The following is a 22,579-nucleotide window of genomic DNA, read 5'->3' as shown; positions in this document are numbered from 1 at the left end:
CATGGCGACGGCCGCCGCCCTGGTGGCCACCCTGCTCGGCGCGCTCCCCGCGGCGGCCGGGTCCCACGATCACGACGAGGCCCGGGCCGCGGCGGGGTTCACGCCCCTCGCGCTCTTCGACGACTACGCCAACGGGAGCCTGCGCACGCAGGGCCCCTGGTTCGTCAACACCCCGGGCGCCCCCGACGGCGCGGTGGTCTCCGACGAGGCCCCCGCGTCGCTCTCGGGCAAGGCGCTGACCATCTTCCTGTCCGAGCGCGACGTCCCGGTCCAGTACCGGGGGAACGCGTACGCCGTGCTCGACGACCTCGCCGTCCCCGCGGACGCCACCGGCACGGTCTTCTGGGAGCTGGTCACCGAGGACCGGGCGGCCACCGCGCTCAACATCGGGCTGAGCGCCGACACATCGCCCGGGCTCGGCGCCGACACCACGGGCGACCCGCTCGACCTGGCCGACTTCGGCCCCCAGCTCACCCTGGACGCCCGCGGCCTCCTCGCCCGCGACGGCGCCGAGGAGCGCCTCCTCGACGTGGACGTGGCCGACGGCGAGCGCTACGGCCTGTGGCTCACCGTCGACAACGCAGCCGACACCTACCGCGTCCATGTCGCGGGGCCGGACGGCGCGCCCCGGCCCGCCCAAGGCCCGGACGGACAGAGCGAGTTCGCGTTCCGCACGGGCGGCGACGCGCCGCTCGAGACGTTCCTGCTGCTCAACGACCCCGACGACCCGCCGTCCGGCGACACCCACCTGGACAGCATCCATGTGGCGCCCGCGACGGCCAGCACCGAGAACCCCGCCCCCGCCTACGCCGAGATCCTCGACTTCGAGGACTACGCCACGGGCCCGCTCCACGGACAGGACGGCTGGCGCGCCGGATCAGCCGCCCGCGTCGTGGATGACCCGACCGAACCCCCCGCGCCCAACCGGGCGTTGGAGATGACCGGCGACGGCCAGTCGGCCGACCGCGCGGTGCCGCCGATCGCCGATGGCGCCACCGGGACCTTCTTCTTCCGCTTCCACCGCGGCGGCCTCCTGGACACCTCCATCGGCCTGACCGACGTCGACGCGCCCGCCGCGTTCGCCGACATGCGCGTCCAGGCGAACAACCAGAACACCGGCGACCTCGGCGTCCGCGACGGCGCGCGGTTCCGCACCGTCGGCGGCTGGCCCGCCGACGCCTGGCAGTGCGTGTGGATGGTCGCCGACAACGCGACCGACCGCCTGACGATGTACAGCCGCGGCGGCCCCTACCGCACCACCACGCGCCTCCCGGTCGACGACCGGATCGACTTCGCCTTCCGCCATTCCACGACCGCCGCGCTCGACCGCTTCTTCGCGCTCAACGGCGCGAACAGCGCGGGCCGCCTGCTGGTCGACGACATCGCCGTCGACCAGCACAGCGCCAACCTCCGCGTCCCCAGCGGCGACGCGGCCGACTGCGACGTGGTCGACACGGGCGACCAGCCGATCGAGACCCCCATCCCCGAGACGCCCCTGCCCTCCGACGTGACGCTCCAACTCGAAGAGGTCGCCGACCTGCCGACCACGGGCACCGGCACCCAGGCCCGCGTCAACTATGTCTCCGAGGTGCCGGGTGACAGCGGCCAGGGCTCGGGCCGCCTCGCCGTCCCCGACCTCAACGGCCCGCTCTACCTGGTGGACGAGGAGACAGGCGCGCACACCACCTATCTCGACGCGGCGGCGCGGTTCCCCGACTTCGTGCGTCAGCCGAGCCTGGGCACCGGCCTCGGCTTTGTCGCGTTCCACCCCGAGTTCGCCACCAACGGCACGTTCTACACCGTCCACACCGAGGCGGGCGACGCCCTCACCACCGCGACCCCGACCCACACCCCGCCGCCCGACACCCGCGTGCACGGCGTCGTCACCGAGTGGATCGCGGACGACCCGCGCGCCGACACGTTCTCAGGCACCCACCGCGAAGTGCTGCGGGTCGGCTACAGCCGCTTCCTCCACGGCCTCCAGCAGATCGGGTTCCATCCACTGGCCGAGCCGGGCGACCCCGAGTACGGGCTGCTCCACATCGCCTCGGGCGACGGCGACGAGGTCCCCAACTTCTCGACCAGGCCAGGCGATCCGGGTGAGCCCCAGGGCAAGATCCTGCGCATCGACCCCTCGGGCACCGACGGTCCTGGCGGCGCGTACGGCATCCCCCGGGACAACCCGTTCGTCGGCGACCCCGACGCCATCGGCGAGGTCTACGCCCTCGGCCTGCGCAATCCCCACCGCTTCAGCTGGGACCCCGAGGACGGCCGGATGTTCGTCGGCATGATCGGCGAGCAGTCCATCGACTCCGTCTACGAGGTGCTGCCGGGCGACGACTTCGGCTGGAACGAGCGCGAGGGCGGCTTCCTCTTCAAGAAGGACGACCCCTCGCACGTCTACCCGCTGCCGCCGGACGACGAGCGGTTCGGCTACACCTACCCCGTGCTCTCGCTCGGCCGTAACTCCGGTGTCTCCCTCGTCGGCGGCTTTGTCTCCCGCTCCGACGCCTACCCGGCGCTCGACGGCAAGTACCTCTTCGGCGACATCGTCAGCGGCGAGGTCCGCTTCGCCCACGCCGCCGAGATGCGGCGCGGCGAGGACCGCGCCCCGTTCCACCAGGTCGGCCTTGTCGACGCGGCGGGCGAGCCTGTCACCATGCGTCAACTCGCCGGAAGTAACCGCGTGGACCTGCGCTTCGGCCAGGACGCCGAGGGCCGCGTCTACCTGCTGTCCAAGGCCAACGGCAAGGTGTGGCGCGTCACCTCGGCGAGCGAAGGCGGCGGCACGGGCGCCCCGTGCGACCTGGGCGACACCGTCACCACCGATGTCACCGACGCCGCCGACTGGGCGCCGCTGACCCCGTCCCGCTGGGCGTTCGAGAACGGCGAGGTCATCCAGACCGAGCGCGGCGAGCAACCGGAAGGCCCCCGCCGCCCCTTCGAGTACGCCGTCCTCACCGCGGGCCCCGAGTACGGCTCGTTCCGCTACGAGGCGACCGTCCGCATCGACGAGCCGGTCACCAGGAACGACCGCGACGTGGTCCTGATCTACAACTACCGCTCACCCACCCGGTTCTCCTACGTCCATCTGTCGCAGGACAACACCATCTACCCGCACAACGGCGTCTTCGTCGTGAACGACGCCGACCGCCTCCGCGTCGACGACCAGTGGAACGGCGTCGACGAGGGCGCGCCACCGGCGATCGACGACACCGAGTGGCACGACGTCAGGATCGACTTCTGCGCCCCGACGGGCCGCACCGAGGTCTATGTCGACAACGCCACGACCCCCCTGATGACCGCGACCGACACCACCTTCTCCGGTGGCCGCCTGGGCTTCGGCTCGTTCGACAACCACGGCCGCCTCACCGCGCCCACCGTCACCGGGACTCCCCTCTCCTGACCCGGCCCGACCCCGAACGGCGGGCACGCGACAGGACGAACGCGTGCCCGCCATTCGGGAGAAAAGGAGACCGCGAGCCCGCGGACATTTCTCGGCATTCTCATCCACGTGCGCGACGACATTCCTTGTGTAGCCTTACGTCGCGCGGCCGTCCCCTCCCCGGCCGCCCGGTGTGTAAGTGCCGCCGTCCGAGAATGAGAGGTGCCGCGGAAGACATGGAAGATGTTTTCGACAAGAGAATCGCGCCCATCCTCGAAAAGGCCATGGGCGAGATCTCGGACTGGCCCTATTTCCGCGCCCTGACCCCGAAAGGTCCTGGCGAGGTCACCGTCGAAGGGCGGCCGAGCGTCATGGCGGGCTGCAACGACTACCTCGGCCTCGCCTGCGACCCCCGCGTGACCGAGGCCGCCGCCGAGGCCGTGCGCCGCTACGGCGCGAGCTGCTCGGGCTCCCGCAGCCTCAACGGCACGATGGTCCTGCACGAGGAGCTCGAACACCGCATCGCCGCCTTCCTCGAGCGCCCCGCCGCCCTCGTCACCACGACGGGCTTCCAGGCCAACCTCATGCTCACGGCCCTGCTCGAACGCGGCGACACCGTCTTCAGCGACATGTCCAACCACGCCTCGCTCGTCGACGCCGTCCGCCTCAGCCCCGCCGCGCGGCGCCGCTACCGCCACCGCGACCTCGACCACCTGGAGCGGCTGCTGAGCGCCGCCGGGCCCGACACCGCCAAGCTCATCGTCACCGACGGCCTGTTCTCCATGGAGGGCGACGTGTGCCCGCTGCCCGGGCTCGGCACGTTGGCCCGGCGGCACGGCGCCCGCCTGGTCGTGGACGGCGCCCACGACATCGGGCTGCTGGGCGAGCGCGGGCGCGGCGTGGCCGAGCACTTCGGCCTCATGGACGCCGTCGACCTCCAGACCGGCACCCTCTCCAAGTGCTTCGGCTCCCTCGGCGGCTTCGTCGCGGGCCCCGAGCACATCGTCAGGTTCCTGCGCTACACCGCGCGGCCCTTCGTCTTCACGGCCGCCATGTCCCCGGCCTCGGCCGCCGCCGCGCTCGCCGCCCTCACCGTCATCGAGACCGAACCCGACCGCAGACAGCGGGTGTTCAACCACGCCGAGCGGCTCCACAACGGGCTGCGCGCCCTCGGCTACACCACGAGCCCCTCGGTCACCCCCGTGGTGCCCGTCCACATCGGCGACGAGCTGCTGTGCCTGCGCGCCTGGCAGGAGCTGCTCGACCACGGCGTCTACACCAACGCGGTGATCCCGCCCGGCGTGCCCTCCCACCGCTCCCTCATCCGCGTCACGGCCCAGGCCACCCACACCGAGGAGCAGATCACACGGATTCTCGACGCGTTCGCCGCCGTGGGCCGCCTGCTGCGCCTCGTTCCCCGCGGCGCGCCCGATGACTACGAGCCGGTCGACCTGATCCGCCCGCGCCACCACGCCACCGCCCCGCTCCCCGCCGAGAGCCCCTGACCCCGGACGCCGCCCCCAGGAGCGCCCCGCCGACCCGGTGGTCGACATAGCGCCGCAGCAGGGGCGCGAGGACGCCCCCGAACCGCGCGAGCAGCCCGCCGATCCGGTCCACACAGATGACAGGCCGCCCCCGGTCCACCCCCGCCAGGATCCGCGCGGCCACCACCTCGGGCCGCAGCGGCGCGATCGTGCCGCTGACCGCGTCCGTCTCGACCGGGCGCCACCGCCGCTCCGCCGCGAGCTGCGGGGTGTCCACATCCGGCGGGAACACACAGGCCACCCGCACCCGATGCGGCGCCAGCTCCCCGCGCAGCACCTCCGACAGGCCACGCACCGCGAACTTCGCCGCCCCGTACGCGCTGTACCCGGGGACCCCGATCAGCCCGGCCACCGACGAGATCGTGACCACCGTGCCACGGCCTCGCGCCACCATCTGCGGCACGACCGCGCGGATCGGCCACAGCGTGCCCAGGTAGTCCACCTCGACCAGCCCCGTGAACGCCTCGTCCGGCAGCCCGAGAAAACGCCCCGGCCTCGACTGCCCCGCCGAGGTGACCAGCACGGCACACGGGCCCGCCGCGCGCACCAGCCCCTCGACGGCGCGGGTCACCTGCGCCCGGTCGGTCACATCGGCCACGGCCGTGTGGACCGCGACGGCCCCGCGGCGCCGCAGCCAGGCCGCGGCCGATTCGAGGCGTTCGGAGCCCCTGGCGAGCAACGAGACGACCGCGCCCCGGTCCGCCAGAGCGGCCGCGGTGGCCAGGCCGATGCCGCTCGAACCCCCCGTGACAATGGCGTGTTCACCGGGACGGAGCCACGATCGCTGACGCGGAGCCACACCATCGGCCTTTCCTCGGGGAAACACGGAAACCCTTTATCGCACGCCCACGGCTTGCCCGCCCCTGGCGCACCGCCGGGGAATGACCGGGCGAGGAGCCGGGGAAAAGGCCACCCGCCCGTTACCATCCCCGCCATGAATTCGAGCGAGGCACCATGACCGCGCGCACGCGTCTTTCGGCCGTCGACGAACTCCTGCTCGGCCACCGGGGCACTCCCGAGACCATCGGCGCCGCGGCGCTCTTCTCGGGACCACGCCCCGACCTCGCGGCCCTGCGCCGCAGGATCTCCGAACGGTGGGGCGCCCTGCCCAGGCTCGGCCTCGTGCTCACCGAGCCGGGCCCGCCCCGCGCGCTGCGCCGCCACACGTGGGAGCCGCGCCCCGGCTTCGACGCCGCGGAGCACGTCGTCGAGACGGGCCCGATCGACGACCCGGCGGACGCGTTCCTGCCCCTGATGACCCGTCCCCTGCCGCCGGGCAGGCCACCGTGGCGCGTCCTGTCCGCGCCCTGCGGAGACGACGGCTTCGCCCTGATCCTCGTGGCCCAGCACGCCCTCATCGACGGCCGCTCGCTCGACATCCTGCTCAACCACTTCCTCGACGGCCCCCCGAACGCCCCCGCCCCCGACGTCCCGGCGGGGCGCACCGGCCCACGGGCCGCGGCCGACCGCGCCATCGGCCTCACACGCTCGGGACACGCGCTGTGGGAGCCCTCGGGAACGCCGCCGCGCCCGGCCGTCGCGTGCGCCGAGATCCCGTTCCGCCACGTCCTGGCCGCCCGCCGCACGGCCCACGGGCGCGTCCCGTTCTACGACATGGTCCTGGCCGCCGTCGGGGGAGCGGTGGCCGACGTCTTCCCAGGCGCGGGCGCGCCCGTGCACGCCCTGGTCTCGATGGATCTGCGCACCCGCGCGACGGCCCACCGCCTGGGCAACCTGGTCACCGCCACCCGCGTCCCGCTGCCCACGGCCCCCGGCGCGCCCGCCACGCGCCTGGCCGCGTGCCACGGCCTGGTCGACCACTCCCTGACCGTCCCCCGCTGGGACGTGGCGGCGCACCTGCTCAACGCCTCGGCGCTGCTCGGCTCATGGGCCCTGCGCCGGGTGGCCCACCGGGGCACGGCCCCGGCCTACACGCCCGTCGACTGCATGGTCCTGGCCGTCGAGCCCGTTCCCAGGACGCTCGGCACCGCGACGCTGCGGCGCCTCGTGGCGATGCCGCCCCTGCCCCCGCCCGCCACCACCGGGTTCGCCCTCGTGCAGTACGCCAGGACCGCCACCCTCACCGTGGCCACCCACACGGAGGCGCACCACGCGCGCCTCCTCGCCGACGCGTTCGGCCGTCAACTCGCCGCGCTGGCCCGCGGCGCCACGAGCCGCAGAGGCGCCGACCGTAGAGGCACTGACGGGCCACTCTCCGCGAACGAGCGGGCCCCGCAGGGCTCTTGACACCGTCCGCGCCACATCGGGGCGCCTCAGCGGCGGCCGTCGCCACCGCCGAGGCCAGCGAGGGCCCAGAGGTCGTTCCCCGATCCGCACGGCACGACCGTCAGCCGGTCGCCCTCGCCGCCGAGGCACTGGTCGCCGCCGCTGTTCCGGATCCGGCTGCCGCCACCGCCCTGCTCGTCCAGCCACCACAGCTGGCCACCCGACGCGTGGCACGGCCCCGCCCCGACCTGGCCACCCGCGGGCTCGAGGCAGGACCCGCCGCCCGTGCCCGCGAGCGTGAACAACTCGGCCCCGCCGGGCCCCGCGTCCCGCTGGCGCACCGTCAGGTCCCACAGCATCGCGCCGAACGACGAGCCACCGCACTCGACGAGGGCGGGCCCGCCGTTCCCCCCTGACCCGGCGCAGCGCCCCGTTCCCACGTGGTAGAGCACGACCCCCGAGGAGTCGGTGAGGTCCTCGCCGTCGGGCGACTGGCCGCCGGGGCGCCCCCAGTCGCCCCTGCCGGGCCCGTCGGGCCGACCCTCGTCCGCGTCCTCGGCCGGGGCCTCCGCCTCCGCCTCCGCCGGAGTCTCGGGCGGCGCCTCGGTCTCGGGCGGCGTGGACGGCTCGACCGGCTCATCGGTCGGCTCCGCGCTCTCGGCGGGGGTCGGCTCGGCCGGCGCCTCGCTCTCGTCCGCCGCCTCCTCGGTCGGGGCCGCCTCCGCCGTCGGGCGCGGGCTCGCGCCCGACGCCCGTGCCTCCCCGTCGTCGCCGCCGATGAACAGCAACGGGCTGCTCAGCAGCGCCACCCCCGCGATCGCCGCGGCGATCAACAGCCCCTTCCCGCGCCGTCCGCCGCCCGCCGCGGACTCGGACTTGGACTTGGGCTTGGACTCAGGCCCGGACTCGGGCTCGGCGACGACGGGCACCGCCGCCGTCGCCGCGGTGGCCGCCGCGCCGCCGGGAACGAGCGCCGCCCACGCCGCGGTGGGGTCGGCGGCCGGGAGCGTGACGGCCCGGCGGACCTCGAGCGGCCCGGGTATGCCGTTGTCCTGCTGGGTCATCGGGTCTCCGTTTCGTCGGCGGCGGGGGCCAGCGGGCCCGTGCAGCGCGCGGGCCATGACGCGTCCTGCGCGGCCCCGGGCAGGCGGCCGATCGCCTTGTCAAGGCGGGCCAGCACGGCGTCGTCGGTCGCGTCGGCCCCCTCGCTCTCCTCGCTCTCCTCGCGCGCGAGGGTCAGGGTCATGCCGTCCACGTCGCGAACCTCGAGCACGCGGAACGCCGTTCGCGGCGCGAACACCACCTCGGCGCCCCCGCCGTCGAGCAGCGGCGCCACGCTACGGCCCGAGACGGACCACAGGGCGAGGCGGTCCCCGCCTGGCGCGGGCGGATCGCCCGCCGCGAGGCCGCTCACCGGCGCCGCGTCGGCCACCGTGGCCCCCGGCGCGAGCGCGCCCCCGGCCGCCCCGGCGCGCAGGACGAGCCCCTGGTGCGCGGGCAGGCGTTCGAGCCCCCTGGACACGCACGCGGCATACGCCCGCAGCGCCTCGTCGCCCGCCCCTGAGCGCAGGGCGCCCGCGAGCGTCGCATGGTCGAACGGCTCGTCCGCCGCGTGCAGATAGAGCCGCAGCGCGATCAGCTCGGCGCGCGCCGCCTCGCGCTCCTCGCCGGTGAGCGCCTGCATCCCGGCGAGCACCGGCTCGACCGCGGCCCGGTGCCGCCGCCAGGCGCCATCGGCGAACGCGCGGAACGCCACCCGCTCCGCCTCGCCCCCCGGCGCTGCGGCGGCCCCGCCCTCGGGAGCGGCGGGCGTGGTGCGGGCCACGCCGACCGCGGCCCTGCGGCCCTTCGCGCCGAAGTGCAGCGAACGCAAACCGTGTTCGGCGGCCAGGCGGCGCGGCTCCGTCTCGCCGTTCCGCGGGGTCCCGTGCACCAGCAGGGCCGCGCGGCGGCGGACGTCCTGCGGCAGCTCGCCCAGGAGCTGGCCGAGCAGCGGCCACACCGACGCGTCCAGCTTCTGCCCCGGCCTGCCCACCTCGATCGCGGGCCCCTCGGGGGCGATCGGCTCGAGCGTCGTCAGCGGCCGCGCGCCCTTGGCGGTGCGGACCCACAGGCCCGCCCTGGTGACGCTGGCGACCCAGCGTTCGGACAGCGGGATGTCGCCGTGCTCGCCCACCTCACGGCCCGGGAGCGGCGTGGCCAGGTCGAGCGGACGCGGCGGGACCGCCTGGGACCTCTTGGGCGCCGGGTGGCACGCGACCGCGCCCACGAACGGCTGCCACCGCGGCAGCCCGTCCGCGCCGAGCGGGGCGGCCACCACCCCGTCGCGCCCTGGCCGCAGCACCGGAACGCCGCTGAGCACCACGACGTCATGGCCGCGCGCGTCGGCGACCGCCTGGCCGATGGCGAGCACGTCCCACGGCCCGCCGGGGACCAGCCGCACGGTCGGGGCGACCTCGTCGGGGAGCGCCCCGAACACCGCGAGCACGTCATCCACCGGCACCTCGTCGCCGCCAGGCACGCCCACCACCAGGGCGGGGCCCGCGGGGTCGACCGGCAGGGACAGGCTCAGGCTCTCCGGGCGCACGGCCTCCGAGTCCGCGGCCCTGACCAGCAGCCCGGCGGGCAGGTGCTCGACCAGGCTGCCGCCAGGCGTGGCCGCGGGCACCGCGCCGAGCGCCTCGCCCCACGGCGGCACCGGCAGGCGAGGGCCGAGCTCGACCGGCTCGGCGCCGGGGGCGAAACGCCGCCAGCCCGCCCGTTCGCCGCACGAGAACAGCGCGCCACCGGGCACGGCGAGCAGGCTGCCGACGGGCGCGGTGACCTCGACCCGCCACGCGTCGGCGATCCAGCGCGCCACCGGCGGCCGGTCGGGCAGGTCGGCGCCCGTGTCGGACATGGCCAACCGCACGGCCCGCACGCCCCGTTGGCCCAGCGAGTCGAGCACCGCGCCGAGGTGGCCCCACAGCCCTTCGGCCGCGGTGGCGCGCGGCGAGACGAGCACGGTGACCGCCGCTTCGCCGGGGATCCTGGCCAGGTCGGCGACGTCGGCCGCGCCGAACGTGTCGTCACCCCGGGTGTGCAGCAGCACGAGGCCGTCCCGCTCCTCGGTGAGCAGCGCGGGCGGCCGGGGAACGGGGTGCTCGGGTGGGGACGCGTCGCGCCCGCGCGCCTTGCCGACCTGGCTCGGGCGGGCGGTGGTCCGACGACTCACAGATGTACTCCGATGCTGGGGCGGGAACCGGCCGCCGGCGCCGGATCGACCCCCCGCGCGCGGACGCGAGCCGGTGACAGGGCGCGTGGGGGATCCGGCAGTCCGGGAAGCCCGAAGCGTAGCGGATGGCCACCACGGCCCCTCAACTCCGGGGCGGGAAACGGCCGGTGACCGGGGCGTCGCGGCGAGACATGATTCGCCCCTCCTCATGTGGGTGCCCAATGCAACAATCCGGCGTCGACGGTGCATACTCAACGGTCAAGTGGATCTAGCATGTTGACGCACCAGTACCACCGAGCACAGCGGGAGAGACCGTGGCCGAGGCGAACGGCGAAGCCGAATCTCAGGACCTGCGCAGTGACATGGCGCCGGCCCGCCTGCGCACCCACCAGGCCCATGGCGCGCGGGTCTACGACTACATCCTCGGCGGCAAGGACAACTACGACGTCGACCGTGAGGTGGGCGACGCGTCGCTGAGGGCATGGCCCGCGCTCTCGACGCACATGCGCGAGGCACGGACGTTCATGCACAGGTCGGCGCGGTACCTCGCCGCCGAGAAGGGCATGCGCCAGTTCCTCGACATCGGCACCGGCATCCCCACCTCACCCAACCTCCACGAGGTCGTGCAGGAGATAGCCCCCGAGACGCGGGTCGTCTACTGCGACAACGACCCCATCGTGCTCTCGCACGCCCGCGCGTTGATGAAGGGCAGCCGCGAGGGGAGGACGAGCTACCTCGAGGCGGACATGCGGGACCCGGAGAAGATCCTCAACTCCCGCGAGCTGCTCGAGACCCTCGACCTCACCCAGCCCACCGCGCTCACGGTGATCTCGGTGGTCCACTTCATCCTCGACGAGGACGAGGCGCTCCGCGTGGTCAAGCGCCTGGTCGACGTGCTGCCTTCGGGCAGCTGGGTGGCCCTCACGATCGCCACCGACGAATTCGCGCCCGAGGCGCTGGCCAAGGTCGCCCAGAACTACGCCGACCACGGCGAGCCGCTGAAGTGGCGCACCAAGGCCGAGGCCGAACGCTTCTTCGACGGCCTGGAGTTGGAGGAGCCCGGCGTGGTCCAGATGCACAAGTGGCGCCGCGACCCGGCCGAGATCGCGCACATCGCGGACTCGGACATCGCGATGTATGGGGCGGTGGCGCGCAAGCCGTAGCCGCTGCGCTGGCTCGGCCGGGGCGGCTACGGGCTGGACGTCCTCCCGTTCGCCGTCGGCCGGGTGCTGCTTTCGTTTTGGGTGCGGGTCAGGGCTGGCACCTACGGGGGAGGGGGCGTCGGGTGACCGGCCGTCCCGGTAAACGGTCGGTCTCGTCGCTGGCCTGGACCGTACGCCGAACGGGCGCGGCCGCTTACGGTACTTGGCGGCCGTTTTCCCGGTGGTCTGCTGAGGTGGCGCGCACCCTTCGGGCCTGCCCTGGCCGCCGCTCTCGTCGTTCACCGCGCGCACGTTGAGCTCAGGTAGCGGGCCGGTTCTTTATCCGCCGCTTATCCGAGGTCGGGGTCTCTGCTGAAACGCGGCACGTTCTGTTCAACACAAAGTGTGCGCCGTTTCAAAAGACCACCCGCCCCGGCATAAGCCGCAGATAAGCACCGGCCTGCTACATAAGCTCAACGGACATCAGGAATGAAAACGCTTCGGGCGGCCAGGGCAGGCCCGAAGGGTGCGCGCCACCGCAACCGACCACCGGGACAACGGCCGCCCGCAAACCCTTCGCGGCCGCGCCCGTTCGGCGAACGGTCCCGGCTCACAACGAGACCGACCGGTGACAGGGACGGCCGGTCACCCGACGCCCCCCCTCCCGTAGGTGCCATCACTGACCCGCACCCACCACGAAAGCAGAGGTCGGCGGACGGCGAACGGGAGGACGTCCAGCCCGTAGCCGCCCCCGCCCCGACCACCCCCGCCCCGACCCCGCCGCCCCCGCCTCACGACTCCGCCCGCAACACCACCCCCGGCACGACATCAGGCGCCTGCTGAACGGCGACCCCTCCGTCCCCCAAGGCCAGCGCCAGCTGGGAGATCGCGTTGACCAGCCGCACCCCACCCTCATCGGGAACGACCTGCCACCGCTGCGTCCTGACCCCCGCCGCGCAGCTCTCCACACTCACCACGGCCCCCACCTCGAGCGGCGCGCCGAGGTAGCGCCGCCCCCGCGTCACGTCGAGGCACAGATCGGTGGACGCGCCGTCGGCGCCGACGGGGCGGAGCCGGTAGTAGCCGTCGGGCGTTCCGGTCAGGGCCCACGTGGTCGTCGCCGCGCCGAAGGCCGCCTCGGCGCCCGCCCCCGGCCCCGTGGTGGTCAGCCGCTCGCCGGTGCCGGGGACCGTCAGGGCGTAGGAGCCGTCCGGCAGCGGGTGGCGGTCCACGTTCGGCCAGCCGGGCGCGTGGCCGATCCGTTCGGCGAGCGCGACGAACGCGTCATAGTCGTCCGTCGGCCGCGAACTACCCCATGTGGCCTGGGAGATGAACCGCAGGGGCAGGAACGCGGCGGCCTCCACCTCGTTCTCCGTCTCCGCCGCCGCCGAGTCGGGCCACAGCGTGATCTTCGCGCCGGTCACGCCCGGGTGCCGCTCCGGCAGCGTCTCGCCCTCGAAGCGCAGCGGCGTCCAGCCGCTCTCGTAGAGCTCCCTGGTGTCCATGTGGAAGCCGCCGCGCACCAGGTAGAGCGCGTAGGCGGCGTTCATCACGCGGTGACCTTCGGCGAGCAGCGAGGACGGCGGCTGGTCGGGCTCGGCGAGCCAGAACTCCACGTCGATGTCCGCGTCGAGCGGGATCGTGTGGTCGCCCGTCAGCCCGTCGTTCCAGATCCGCAGGGTCCTGCCGTCGTCGCGGACGTGCTCGTTCACCTGGTTGACGAAGTCGACAAAGGCGTCCTGCGGCACGGCCCGTGGCCCGAACCGCTCCCGCGCGTACGCCTCGATCTGCGGGAACGCCGCGTACTCCGAGCCGAGCATGTACTCGTCCGCGCCCATGTGCCAGTAGGGCGTGTCCCATACCGTCAACGCCTCGTCAACCAGGCCCGTGTAGAAGTCGAACGCGGCGGGCTCGGTGATGTCGAGGCGGGAGGGCGAGCGTTCGCCTTCGACATCGGTGAGTTGCAGCTCGGGGTGGTTCTCCAGATAGGGGTCCATATGCCCTGGCGAGTTGATCTCGGGCACCAGCGTGATGTGGTATTTGCGGGCGAGCGCGGAGAGTTGGCGCACCTCGTCCTTGGTGTAGTACCCCCAGAACCGGGTGCCGGGGTACGCGTCGCTCGCCACCTTGGCCTCGATCCAGAGCTGGTTCAGCTTCAGGTGCGCCATGTCCCGCATCAGGCGCTCGAACCACTCCATCGAGACATGGATGTAGCACGCGCACACGCCCACGCCGCGCTCCGGATACGCGGGCAGGTCCACGGTGCGGCCCCTGGGCAGGGACGTTCCGCCGGAGAGCAGCTGGAGCACGGTGCGCGTGCCGTAGAAAGCGCCGTCGGCGGTGCCGCCCGTCACGCGCACCGCGTCGTCCACGACCAACTCGTAGCCCTCGGCGCCGAGTTCCGCCGCGCGGGAGCGGTCGAGCGCGAGAACGATGTCACCGCGCGCGGCGCGGCGACCCTCCACCACGGGCAGCCGCAGGCCCGTGGCGTCGGCCAGGTCGTCGGCGAGCGTCTCGGCGTCGGCGCGCAACGCGTCGTTCCGCACGACGAGGCGGGAGTCGGGCGTCAACCGGGTGTCACCGGGGCGCGCGGTCCACTCCGCAAGGGCGGGCAGGACCTCGGGAGCCGCCGTGGCGGTGCCGGAGGTGTCGGAGGCGCCGGGGGCGCCCGAGGTGTCGGCGCCCGCGGACACCGTGGGCGCCACCAGCAGCGCGAGCGCCGCCACCAGGGTCCCCATGGAACGGAACGGCCGCATCGAGAACCACCTCTGCCTCTTCCCTCGGCAAGCAACCGCTTACTACTCTGCCGTTGTCTGACTGGTTCCTGTCAAGATCGGACCGACCTTGGGAGCGGCGGATGACATCGGGTCACGGCATGTCCCGCAGAACGGCGTTGGCCGCCCTGACCGGCGCGGTCGCGGCCACCGGGCTGGCCCAGGAGACGGCCACGGCGGCGGACGAGGGGGTGAACGTGGTGGATCACCCCATCAGGCCCGCGCCCGTGATGCCCGTCGAGCCGGGGGACAGCCCCGCCAGGATCGTCGAGAAGGCCGCGCACATCGTGCCGCGCCCGGCCCAGGTCGCCTGGCAGCGGCGGGAGATCATCGCGTTCGGGCACTTCGGGATGAACACCTTCACCGACCGCGAGTGGGGCTCCGGCATGGAGGAGGAGTCACGGTTCAACCCCTCCCGCGTCGATGTGGCGCAGTGGATGCGCGCCTACCGGGCGATGGGCGCCGAGCTGATCATCTTCACGGCCAAGCACCACGACGGGTTCACGCTCTACCCCACGCGCTACACGTGCCACTCCGTCATCGCGAGCCCGTGGTGGATCGCCGGGGCGGGTGAAGGGGCCGAGCGGGCCAGGGCGGAGGCCGAGGCGCGGCGCGGCGATGACCCGTCGGCGTACTGGCGGGTGCGCGACGCCGGGGGCCGCAACCCAGAGGGCGACGTCCTCGGCTCGGTCGTGCGGGCGGCCAGGGAGGCCGGGCTGCGGGTCGGGGTGTATCTGTCGCCGTCGGACGGCGCCGAGCTTCCGCACGCCTGGCACGCCGAGACCTATGTGCCGTGGGTGCGGGCCAGGCCCGAGTCCGAGCGCTCGTCCGCCGAGCGGGCCACCCTGGAGGACGCCCCGGCCCCACCGGCCGGGCACGGCAGGTTCGGCAACGGCAGCGTCGCGCGCGCCCGTACGATCCCGACGCTGGTGGCGGGCGACGACCGCGCCGACGCGGTGCGCGCGGGGCGGCTGCCGTCGTTCGAGGTCGCCGTGGACGACTACGACGCGTACTACCTCAACCAGGTCTACGAACTGTTCACGGAGTACGGGCCGATCGACGAGCTGTGGCTCGACGGCGCCAACCCGTGGGCGGCGTCCGGCATCAGCCAGCCGTACGACTTCACCACGTGGTTCCGGGTCATCGAGGCGCTCTCGCCCGACACCGTGGTCTTCGCGGGTCCGCAGGGCACGCGTTGGGTCGGCAACGAGGACGGCGTGGCCCGCGCCACCGAGTGGAGCGTCGTGCCCGCGACCGCCGACCCGGACACCGCGCACAACGAGGGCCTGATCCCCGGGGGCGCGCAGGCCGAGGACATCGGGTCGCGCGACGTGCTCACGGGGCCAGGCGTGCGGTACCTCCAGTGGTTCCCGGCCGAGGCGGACTTCTCGCTGCGGCCCGGGTGGTTCTTCCACCCCGACGAGTCGCCCAAGACCCCGGCCCAGCTGGTCGAGCGCTACCTCAGCTCGGTGGGCCGCAACGCCGTGATGCTGCTCAACGTGCCGCCCGCGCCCGACGGGCGCATCGCCCCGCAGGACGTGGACTCCCTCGCCGCGTTCCACGCCGCCGTGCGGGCCACCTATGGTGTCAACCTCCTGTCAATCGGCCGCCGCGACCCGGTGATCGCCGCGCTCACCGACCCCGATCTGTCGACGGGGTGGTCACCGCGGGGCGGGGCGGCCACGGGTGACGTGGAGTTGACGCTGCCTCGTGAGGTGACATTTGACCAGGTACGCCTCGGCGAGGACATCACGCGGGGGCAGCGCGTCGAGGAGTTCGTCGTGGAGGCGTGGGACGGCGCGAACTGGGCGGTGGCGGCGGCCGGTTCCACGATCGGCTACAGCCGGATCCTCGTCATGCCGGAGCCGTTGACGGCCCGGCGGCTGAGGATCCGGCTCACGCGGACCCGCGCCAGGCCGCGGCTGGCGTTCGCCGGTCTCTACCGCACGGTGTCACCTGCCTGACCGGCCCCGCCGCTCAGATCGCCACGCGCGTGCGGTGACCGTCGGCCCAGGTGACGATGGCCGCTTCGGGGCCCGCGCCCACCGTGGGCGTGGCGCCCGGCGGTTCCCGGCCCCGGTCGAGGGTGACCAGGGCGGCGAACAGGCCGCCCGCCGCCGGGATGGCGTCGGCGGCGACCCAGGGCACGGCCGTCCAGGCGCCCAGCGGCCCCGTGTCCCGTTCGAGCGTCACGCCGTTGCCCGTGAAGCCGAGCAACGGGTGGACGGCGGAACGGAGTTGACCCGTGTACGCGAGGGCGCCCGGCCCTGTGGCGGGGCGTTCGGCCGAGGCGATCGGCCAGCCGCCGAGGCGCAGCCCGAGCGGACCCGCCGGTTCTTCGAGGGCCCCGACGCGCACGAGCCTGACCTCCACAGCGCCGCGGACCGCCGACGCGACGGTGAGCTCGGGCCCCGGCGTGATCGCGCCGGGCCGCCCCGAGCCATGGTCGGGCCCGGCGTCCCGCGCGGGATCCACCCAGTGCGCGCGCCCGCCCGAGGCGGCGAGCAGCACGCCCCCGGGCGCGAGGCCCGCGTGGCGCGTGGTGAAACCGGTGCGGTGCGTGGCCCGTCCACGGGCGTCGACCAGCACCGCGGCGTTGTCCAGTGGTGTGTCCACCGCAGACCCGGTGAGCGGTGGGACGGTGGCGGTCGAGTAGCCCAGCCTGGCGTAGAGCGGGGCGTCGGTGGAGGTGACGCCGGGGCGCGCGTGGTCGGTGCCGTGGTTGACAACGGTGACAAGGCCGTCGCCGCGCCGCCCCGAGACGAGCCAGCCCGGCGCCTCGATCACCCGCGCGAAGTCGCCGCGTTCCACGGGAAGTGGCTCCTCCGTCGCGGTCCACACGGGGTGGTCGGCGGGCAGGGCGAGGCCCAGCATGCCCTTGGCGGCCCAGTAGGGCGAGCCGGGGCCCGAGTACGCCTGGCGCATGCCGGGCCAGGCGTGGTGCCACCCCAGGGTGAGCAGCCCTTCGGCATCGGGGGCGCCGCGGTCGGCGAAGTGGCGCACGATGCCGCTGGCCGCGCGCCTGATGAGCCCGGGCGGCAGGTCTCCCGTGCCGGTGAACGCGGCGGTCCACAGCGGCGCGGCGGCCGCGAACCGGTAGATCAGGCTGCGGCCCTGGAGCAGCGGCGAGCCGTCCGCGCCGATCAGGTGGACCGCGTCGTCGAGGTAACGGGCCAGGTCGTCGGCCCATGTCGCGGCCAGCCCGGGCGGGCAGAGGGAGCCGATGACGTCGAACGCCCGCGTCCACAGCAGCGGATAGAGGTGCAGCGCCCAGCCGGTGTAGTGGTCGAACGCGCGCTGGTCGGCGCCGTCGGAGAGCCAGCCGCCCCGGCGTCGCAGGGAGGCGTGGACGGCGAGGTCCTCCTCGATGTCGGCGGCCGACCAGGGCCCGCCGACCTCGCGCAGGAAGGACTCCACGACGATGCGGAACCACACCCAGTTGATGGGCGGATACGGCTGGCCCACCACGGTGGACAGCCAGTCGACGGTGCGCTCGCGCACCCGGTCGTCCAGCAGGTCCCACAGCCACGGCCTGGTGATCGCGAGGATCAGCGCGAGCGAGGCGGCCTCCACCTTGGCCTGCCCGAGCTCGTCGGGGCGCGGCCATGCCTCGGGCGAGCCGGGGTCGGTGCCCGCGGCCAGCCCGGCGGCGTAGCGCTCGAGCAGCCCCGCGGGGTCGGCGCCCCGCTCCCCGGCCACGCGGAACCCCGCGAGCAGCAGCGTGCGCGCGAAGCCCTCGAGGCCGTCGGACGCGGGCCCGTAACGGCTGGGCGGCCCCGGCAGGTCGACGCGCGCGCCCAGCGGGGAGCGGTACGGGTCGACGGCGGCGAGCATCCGGTCGGCGTGGTCGGCCCAGTGGGCGCGGGTCCACCCGGTGTGGGGCGAACGGGCCCGGTCCTCCGGCACGTTCACCTGGGCGTCCTCCGGCACGTTCCCCGGCGCGTTCACGCGCGCACCGCCAGGTCTCCCCTGGTGACGGGGTCGAGGGGTGGGCGGCCCGCGGCGTAGCGTTCGAGCTCGGTGAGCGCGGCCTGGGCCATCCTGCGGGTCTCCGAGCCGAGCGAGCCCGCGACATGCGGCGTGAGCAGCACGTTGGGCAGGTCGTAGAGCGGCGAGTCGGCGGGCAGCGGCTCGGGCTCGGTGACATCGAGGACGGCGTGCAACTCGCCGCCCAGGCAGGCGCGTTCCAGGGCGGCGGTGTCGACGAGGCTGCCGCGCGCGGTGTTGATCAGCACGGCGTGGCGGGGGAGCGCGGCCAGCTCGGCGGCGCCGATGAGGCCCCGGGTCTCGGGGAGCGCGGGGGCGTGCAGGCTGAGGACCTCGGCCTGGGGCAACGCCTCGGCCAGGGTGGCGGGTCGGGCCCCCGCCGCGACGATGGCGGCGGGGTCGGCGACGGGGTCGACGACCAGGACGCGCGCGAGGCCGAGGCCGGTGAGCAGCGCGCAGACGCGGGCGCCGATGCGCGAGTACCCCACCAGCACGACGGTGCGGTCGTGCCCCGACAGCTCGCCGCGCCGTTCCCTGTACCCCCAGTCGGCGCGGAACTCCCGCGCGTCCGCGGCCAGGAACGGCACCTTCTTGAACGCCCACAGCACGGCCGCGAGGGTGTAGTGGGCGACGGGCTCGGCGTTGGCCTCGGCCGCGGTGGTGACGAGCAGGCCGCGGTCGAAGACCTCCTCGCCCACATGAGGGCGGACCGACCCGGCCGCGTGCAGCACGGCCCGCAGCCGGGGCGCCGCGTCGAGCACGTCGGCGGTCAGGCGCGGGCAGCCCCACGAGGTGAGCAGCACCTCGGCCTCGGCCAGCCGGGCGCGCGCCCCCGGCGAGCCCAGCTCGTCGATGATCAACGGGTCGCCCAGGGCGGCGACTTCACGCAGCCGGGCCAGCTCGGGCTCGGCGAACTGGGTGGCGAAGGTGTCGCGCCCCATCACCAGCAGGGTCAGGGGTCCGGGTCCCGCCTCGGTCACTTGACGCTCCCCGTGGCAAGACCCGAGCGCCACTGCCGCTGGAGCACGACGAAGGCGATGACCAGCGGCACCACGGCGAGCAGCGAGCCGGTGATGACGAGGGGGTTGTACTGGGGAAACTGTCCCACGCGCGAGCTCCACTGGAAGAGGCCGAGGGTCATCGGGAAGAGGTCGGGGTCGGTGAGCATGACCAGGGGCAGGAAGAAGTTGTTCCAGATGCCGACGAACTGGAAGAGGAGCACGGTCACCACGCCGGGCCGCATCATGGGCAGGGCGATGGTGAAGAACGTCCGCAGCTCGCCCGCGCCGTCCATCCGCGACGCCTCCAACACCTCGTCGGGCACGGCCGCCTCGGCGTAGGCGCGGGCGAGGTAGACGCCGAACGGGTTGGTGAGCAGCGGGATGAACACCGCCCAGAAGGTGTCGACGACACGCAGCTCCGAGGCCATCAGGTACAGCGGCAGGGCGAGCGCGGTGGTGGGCACCAGGACGCCGGTGAGGGTCACGGCGAACAGCGCGCGCCGCCCGGGGAAGTCGAGCTTGGCGATGGCGTAGCCGCACGCGGCGCAGATCAACGCGCCCAGGACGGCGCCGAGTCCCGCGTACAGCAGGGAGTTGCGGACCCAGAGGAGGAAGACGCCGTCCTCCTCGGCGAAGAGGTCGCGCAGGTTGCCGATGAGGTTCACGTCGCCGAGCTCGAAGGCGCTCGTGGTGGAGAAGTCCCCGACGTTCTTGGTGGACGACGAGAACAGCCACACCAGCGGCAGCACGCTGTAGAGCGCGGCGATCAGCAGCAGGGCGTGCACGGCGCCCCTCGACGTCCAACGGGACGTGCGCCGCGAGGGGTTCATCGGGACCTCCGGGTGGACAGGCGCATCACGAGCGCCGAGAGCAGGGCGGAGGCCAGCGCGAGCAGCAGGGAGGCGGCCGCGGCCCGGCCGTAGTCGTTGCTGATGAACGCCGCCTCGTAGACGTAGAGGCTCGGGGTCCATGTGCTGGTCACCGAGGAGCTGAACGACCGCAGCACCAGGGGCTCGGTGAACAGCTGGAGCGAGCCGATGACGGTGAAGACGAGGGCGACGAAGAGGGTCGGCCTGATCATGGGCACCTTGACGGCGAGCGCGGTGCGGATCGGCCCCGCCCCGTCGACGGTGGACGCCTCGAGCACCTCGCGGGGCACGGTGCGCAGCGCGGTGTAGAAGATGATCATGTTGTAGCCGGTCCACTGCCAGGTGGCCATGTTGACGATGGACGGCAGCGCGCCGTCGCTGCCCAGCGGGTCCCAGGGCAGCGCGTCGTTGAGCGGGCCGATGCTCGGGCTGTAGAGGTAGGCCCAGATCAGGCCAGCGATCACGCCGGGCACGGCGTAGGGGAGGAAGACGGCGAGCGTCCACACCTGCCGCAGCCGCACGGTCGCGCCGTCGAGCAGCAGGGCGAGCGCGAGGGCGGCGCCCAGCATCAGGGGGACATGGACGAGCGCGTAGACGGCGACGTTGCCGACGCTCTCGCGGAACGCGGGGTCGCCGAGCACGTCGGCGTAGTTCCCGAGCCATACGAAGACGTCGTGCGGCCCGTCGAAGCCGAGCCCGGAGAGGCGTTCGGTGAACAGGCTCAGATAGAGGGCGTAGGCGATGGGCACCAGCACGGTGCCGATGAGCAGCAGCGCGAACGGGGCGGCCAGGACGAGCGGCGCGAGCCGGGAGCGGCGGCGCGGCGGGCGCGCGGGCCCTGGGCTCGCGCCGGTCGGCCGTCCGGTCTCGGCCTCGGGGGCGACAACGGTCATGCCGCACCTGCCTCTCGGACGGAAAGGCCGCGGTCGCGCATGGTGGCCACGGCGGTCGAGTGGACGGAGCGGACCGCGTCGGGGATGGTGCCCGAGCCGGTGGAGACGCCGCCGAGCGCGTCGGCGACCGACGAGAACAGGCCGAGGGCGTTGGGCCCCCACGTCCACTCGGGGACCCGGGCGTCCGCCTCGTCCAGCACGTCGTAGACGGGGTCGCCGAGGAACCAGTCGTTGGAGACGACCTCGCGGGCGACGTCCCTGTTGGGCAGGTAGGCGGGGAACGGCGAGGCGAACGTGGCGCCGATGCGCGGCACTTCGGGGTCGGTGCTCAGCCAGCGCAGAAAGGTCAGCGCGGCCTCGGGCACGTCGCTCTCCTCGGATATGCCGAACGCGGTGCCGCCCTGCATCCCGTTGGCGGGCCGGTCGCGCCCCCATGTCGGCATGGTGGCGACGGCCCAGCGCCCGGCGTCGTCGGGGATGGACTTCTTCAACGTGCCCACGCCCCACGCGGCGCCGAGGTACCCCCACAGGCGCCCCTCGTGCATCCCGGCGATCCAGTCCTGGGTGCCGGTGCCGCCGCTGCGGACCAGGCCGTCGGCGATGAGGTCCTGCCAGTACGCGGCGGTGCGCAGGGTGCCGTCGCCCGCGACGTCGACGACCCAGGTGTCGCCCTCGATGCGCCACCACGGGTCGCCCGCGCCCCAGGACATGCCCGCGAAGAACGAGCCGTCGTTGAGCGGGAACGTCGTCAGCCGTGCCCCCGGGTCGGCCTCCCGCACGGCCTCGGCCACGGCCGCGAACTCGTCCCAGTCGCGCGGCACCCGCACCCCGTGCCGGTCGAAGAGGTCCTTGCGGTAGTAGAACGCCATCGGCGCCATGTCCATGGGAACGGCCCAGGTCCGCCCGTCGGGACGCACGGACCGCCAGGCGGCGGGGGAGTAGCCGTCCGCGAGGTCGGCCATGTCGTCGGTGATCTCGCGGAGGCCGCCCGTGGCGAGCACCTGGATGAGGCCCTGGTACTCGACATGCAGGATGTCGGGCGCGTTGTGGGCCTTGATGGCGTTGGTCTGCTGGGCGTAGCCGCCGGAGAGCCCGGCGGCGATCACGCTCAGCTCGACATGGACGTCGTCCTGGGCGGCGTTGAAGGCCGCGACATACTGGTCCATGCCGGTCAGCCACGACCACAGGGTGACCCGGGTCGCCCCGGACGCGGTGGTCGACGACGAGCAGCCCGTGAGCCCGACGCCACCGGCGGCGAGCGCGGCGGCTCCGGCCGACGCGCGCAGCAGCGCGCGGCGCGACCAGCCGGTGGTGAGCGCCATTGCCTCACTTCCCTTCCGTATGTCTGCCGGGTCACTTCAACGTGTGGGATAGTGCACGGTCAATCACCCCGAACCAGAACGATCAGAATCGATCACTAGCCTCGATCTTTCGTGACGGTCCGTCGGTTTGCCCGCCGGGCCGTTTCGGTTGTTCGGGTTGGTGGCGGGCAGGGTGATGGCCCGGTTGTCGCGTCGGGTGGGCGCCGGGTTCCACGGCTCCGG

General features: G+C 73.9%; 13 protein-coding genes and 1 pseudogene. 5 read left to right on the top strand and 9 right to left on the bottom strand.

Annotated features, from left to right (window positions below; all coding sequences use genetic code 11):
- Position 1: 1 nt before the first annotated feature.
- Positions 2-3,406, top strand: a complete 3,405-nt coding sequence (locus D7318_RS33490) for a PQQ-dependent sugar dehydrogenase (RefSeq protein WP_220729813.1) — start codon at positions 2-4, stop codon at positions 3,404-3,406.
- Positions 3,407-3,621: 215 nt separating this feature from the next.
- The gene (locus D7318_RS26355; protein WP_230424101.1) at positions 3,622-4,890 is read left to right on the top strand and encodes an aminotransferase class I/II-fold pyridoxal phosphate-dependent enzyme; all 1,269 of its coding nucleotides are present in this window, start codon (positions 3,622-3,624) and stop codon (positions 4,888-4,890) included.
- 232 nt (positions 4,891-5,122) lie between these two features.
- On the opposite strand, the pseudogene D7318_RS34230 reads toward D7318_RS26355, so the two are convergent.
- A pseudogene (locus tag D7318_RS34230) lies at positions 5,123-5,728 on the bottom strand (SDR family NAD(P)-dependent oxidoreductase); the annotation flags it as partial.
- A 155-nt stretch (positions 5,729-5,883) separates the two neighbouring features.
- Here D7318_RS34230 and D7318_RS26345 point away from each other — a divergent pair.
- Positions 5,884-7,176 (top strand): wax ester/triacylglycerol synthase domain-containing protein, encoded by a 1,293-nt coding sequence (locus tag D7318_RS26345; protein ID WP_120699713.1) that lies wholly within the window; start codon positions 5,884-5,886, stop codon positions 7,174-7,176.
- Positions 7,177-7,202: 26 nt separating this feature from the next.
- On the opposite strand, the gene D7318_RS26340 is transcribed toward D7318_RS26345, so the two are convergent.
- Positions 7,203-8,219: an RICIN domain-containing protein gene (locus D7318_RS26340; protein WP_120699712.1), complete on the bottom strand. Its 1,017-nt coding sequence runs from the start codon at positions 8,217-8,219 to the stop codon at positions 7,203-7,205.
- A complete protein-coding gene (locus D7318_RS26335) occupies positions 8,216-10,369 on the bottom strand; it encodes a hypothetical protein (RefSeq protein WP_120699711.1) in 2,154 nt (717 codons plus the stop codon). The genes D7318_RS26340 and D7318_RS26335 overlap by 4 nt, the downstream gene beginning before the upstream one ends.
- A gap of 362 nt (positions 10,370-10,731) precedes the next feature.
- Here D7318_RS26335 and D7318_RS26330 point away from each other — a divergent pair, with 362 nt between their 5' ends.
- Positions 10,732-11,532, top strand: a complete 801-nt coding sequence (locus D7318_RS26330) for an SAM-dependent methyltransferase (RefSeq protein ID WP_120699710.1) — start codon at positions 10,732-10,734, stop codon at positions 11,530-11,532.
- Positions 11,533-12,302: 770 nt separating this feature from the next.
- On the opposite strand, the gene D7318_RS26320 is transcribed toward D7318_RS26330, so the two are convergent.
- Entirely contained in the window at positions 12,303-14,267 is a 1,965-nt protein-coding gene (locus D7318_RS26320; RefSeq protein WP_230424100.1) for a family 20 glycosylhydrolase, read from the bottom strand.
- 119 nt (positions 14,268-14,386) lie between these two features.
- Between D7318_RS26320 and D7318_RS26315 the strand changes: the two genes are divergently transcribed.
- Positions 14,387-16,249 carry an alpha-L-fucosidase gene (locus D7318_RS26315; RefSeq protein WP_120699709.1) on the top strand — a complete coding sequence of 621 codons (1,863 nt, stop codon included), beginning with the start codon at positions 14,387-14,389 and terminating at the stop codon, positions 16,247-16,249.
- Between the two features lie 13 nt (positions 16,250-16,262).
- Here the strand turns inward: D7318_RS26315 and D7318_RS26310 are convergent, their stop codons facing one another.
- From D7318_RS26310 to D7318_RS26290, 5 genes are read right to left on the bottom strand one after another with little or no spacing between them, the layout of a single operon-like run.
- Positions 16,263-18,233, bottom strand: a complete 1,971-nt coding sequence (locus D7318_RS26310; protein ID WP_230424098.1) for a DUF2264 domain-containing protein — start codon at positions 18,231-18,233, stop codon at positions 16,263-16,265.
- Positions 18,230-19,213 carry a hydroxyacid dehydrogenase gene (locus D7318_RS26305; protein WP_120699758.1) on the bottom strand — a complete coding sequence of 328 codons (984 nt, stop codon included), beginning with the start codon at positions 19,211-19,213 and terminating at the stop codon, positions 18,230-18,232. The genes D7318_RS26310 and D7318_RS26305 overlap by 4 nt, the downstream gene beginning before the upstream one ends.
- A 35-nt stretch (positions 19,214-19,248) precedes the next feature.
- On the bottom strand, positions 19,249-20,103 hold the full coding sequence (locus tag D7318_RS26300; protein WP_183091616.1) for a carbohydrate ABC transporter permease: 855 nt from the start codon (positions 20,101-20,103) through the stop codon (positions 19,249-19,251).
- Positions 20,100-21,035 (bottom strand): carbohydrate ABC transporter permease, encoded by a 936-nt coding sequence (locus D7318_RS26295; protein WP_120699708.1) that lies wholly within the window; start codon positions 21,033-21,035, stop codon positions 20,100-20,102. The genes D7318_RS26300 and D7318_RS26295 overlap by 4 nt, the downstream gene beginning before the upstream one ends.
- Positions 21,032-22,357, bottom strand: a complete 1,326-nt coding sequence (locus D7318_RS26290; protein ID WP_120699707.1) for an ABC transporter substrate-binding protein — start codon at positions 22,355-22,357, stop codon at positions 21,032-21,034. Before D7318_RS26290 ends, D7318_RS26295 begins: the two co-directional genes overlap by 4 nt.
- Between the last annotated feature and the right edge of the window lie 222 nt (positions 22,358-22,579).

This window comes from Streptomyces radicis (assembly GCF_003626575.1).
Lineage (GTDB): Bacteria > Actinomycetota > Actinomycetes > Streptomycetales > Streptomycetaceae > Streptomyces > Streptomyces radicis.
Note: the sequence above shows the minus strand (reverse complement) of the source record. Positions and strands in the feature narration are given on the sequence as shown.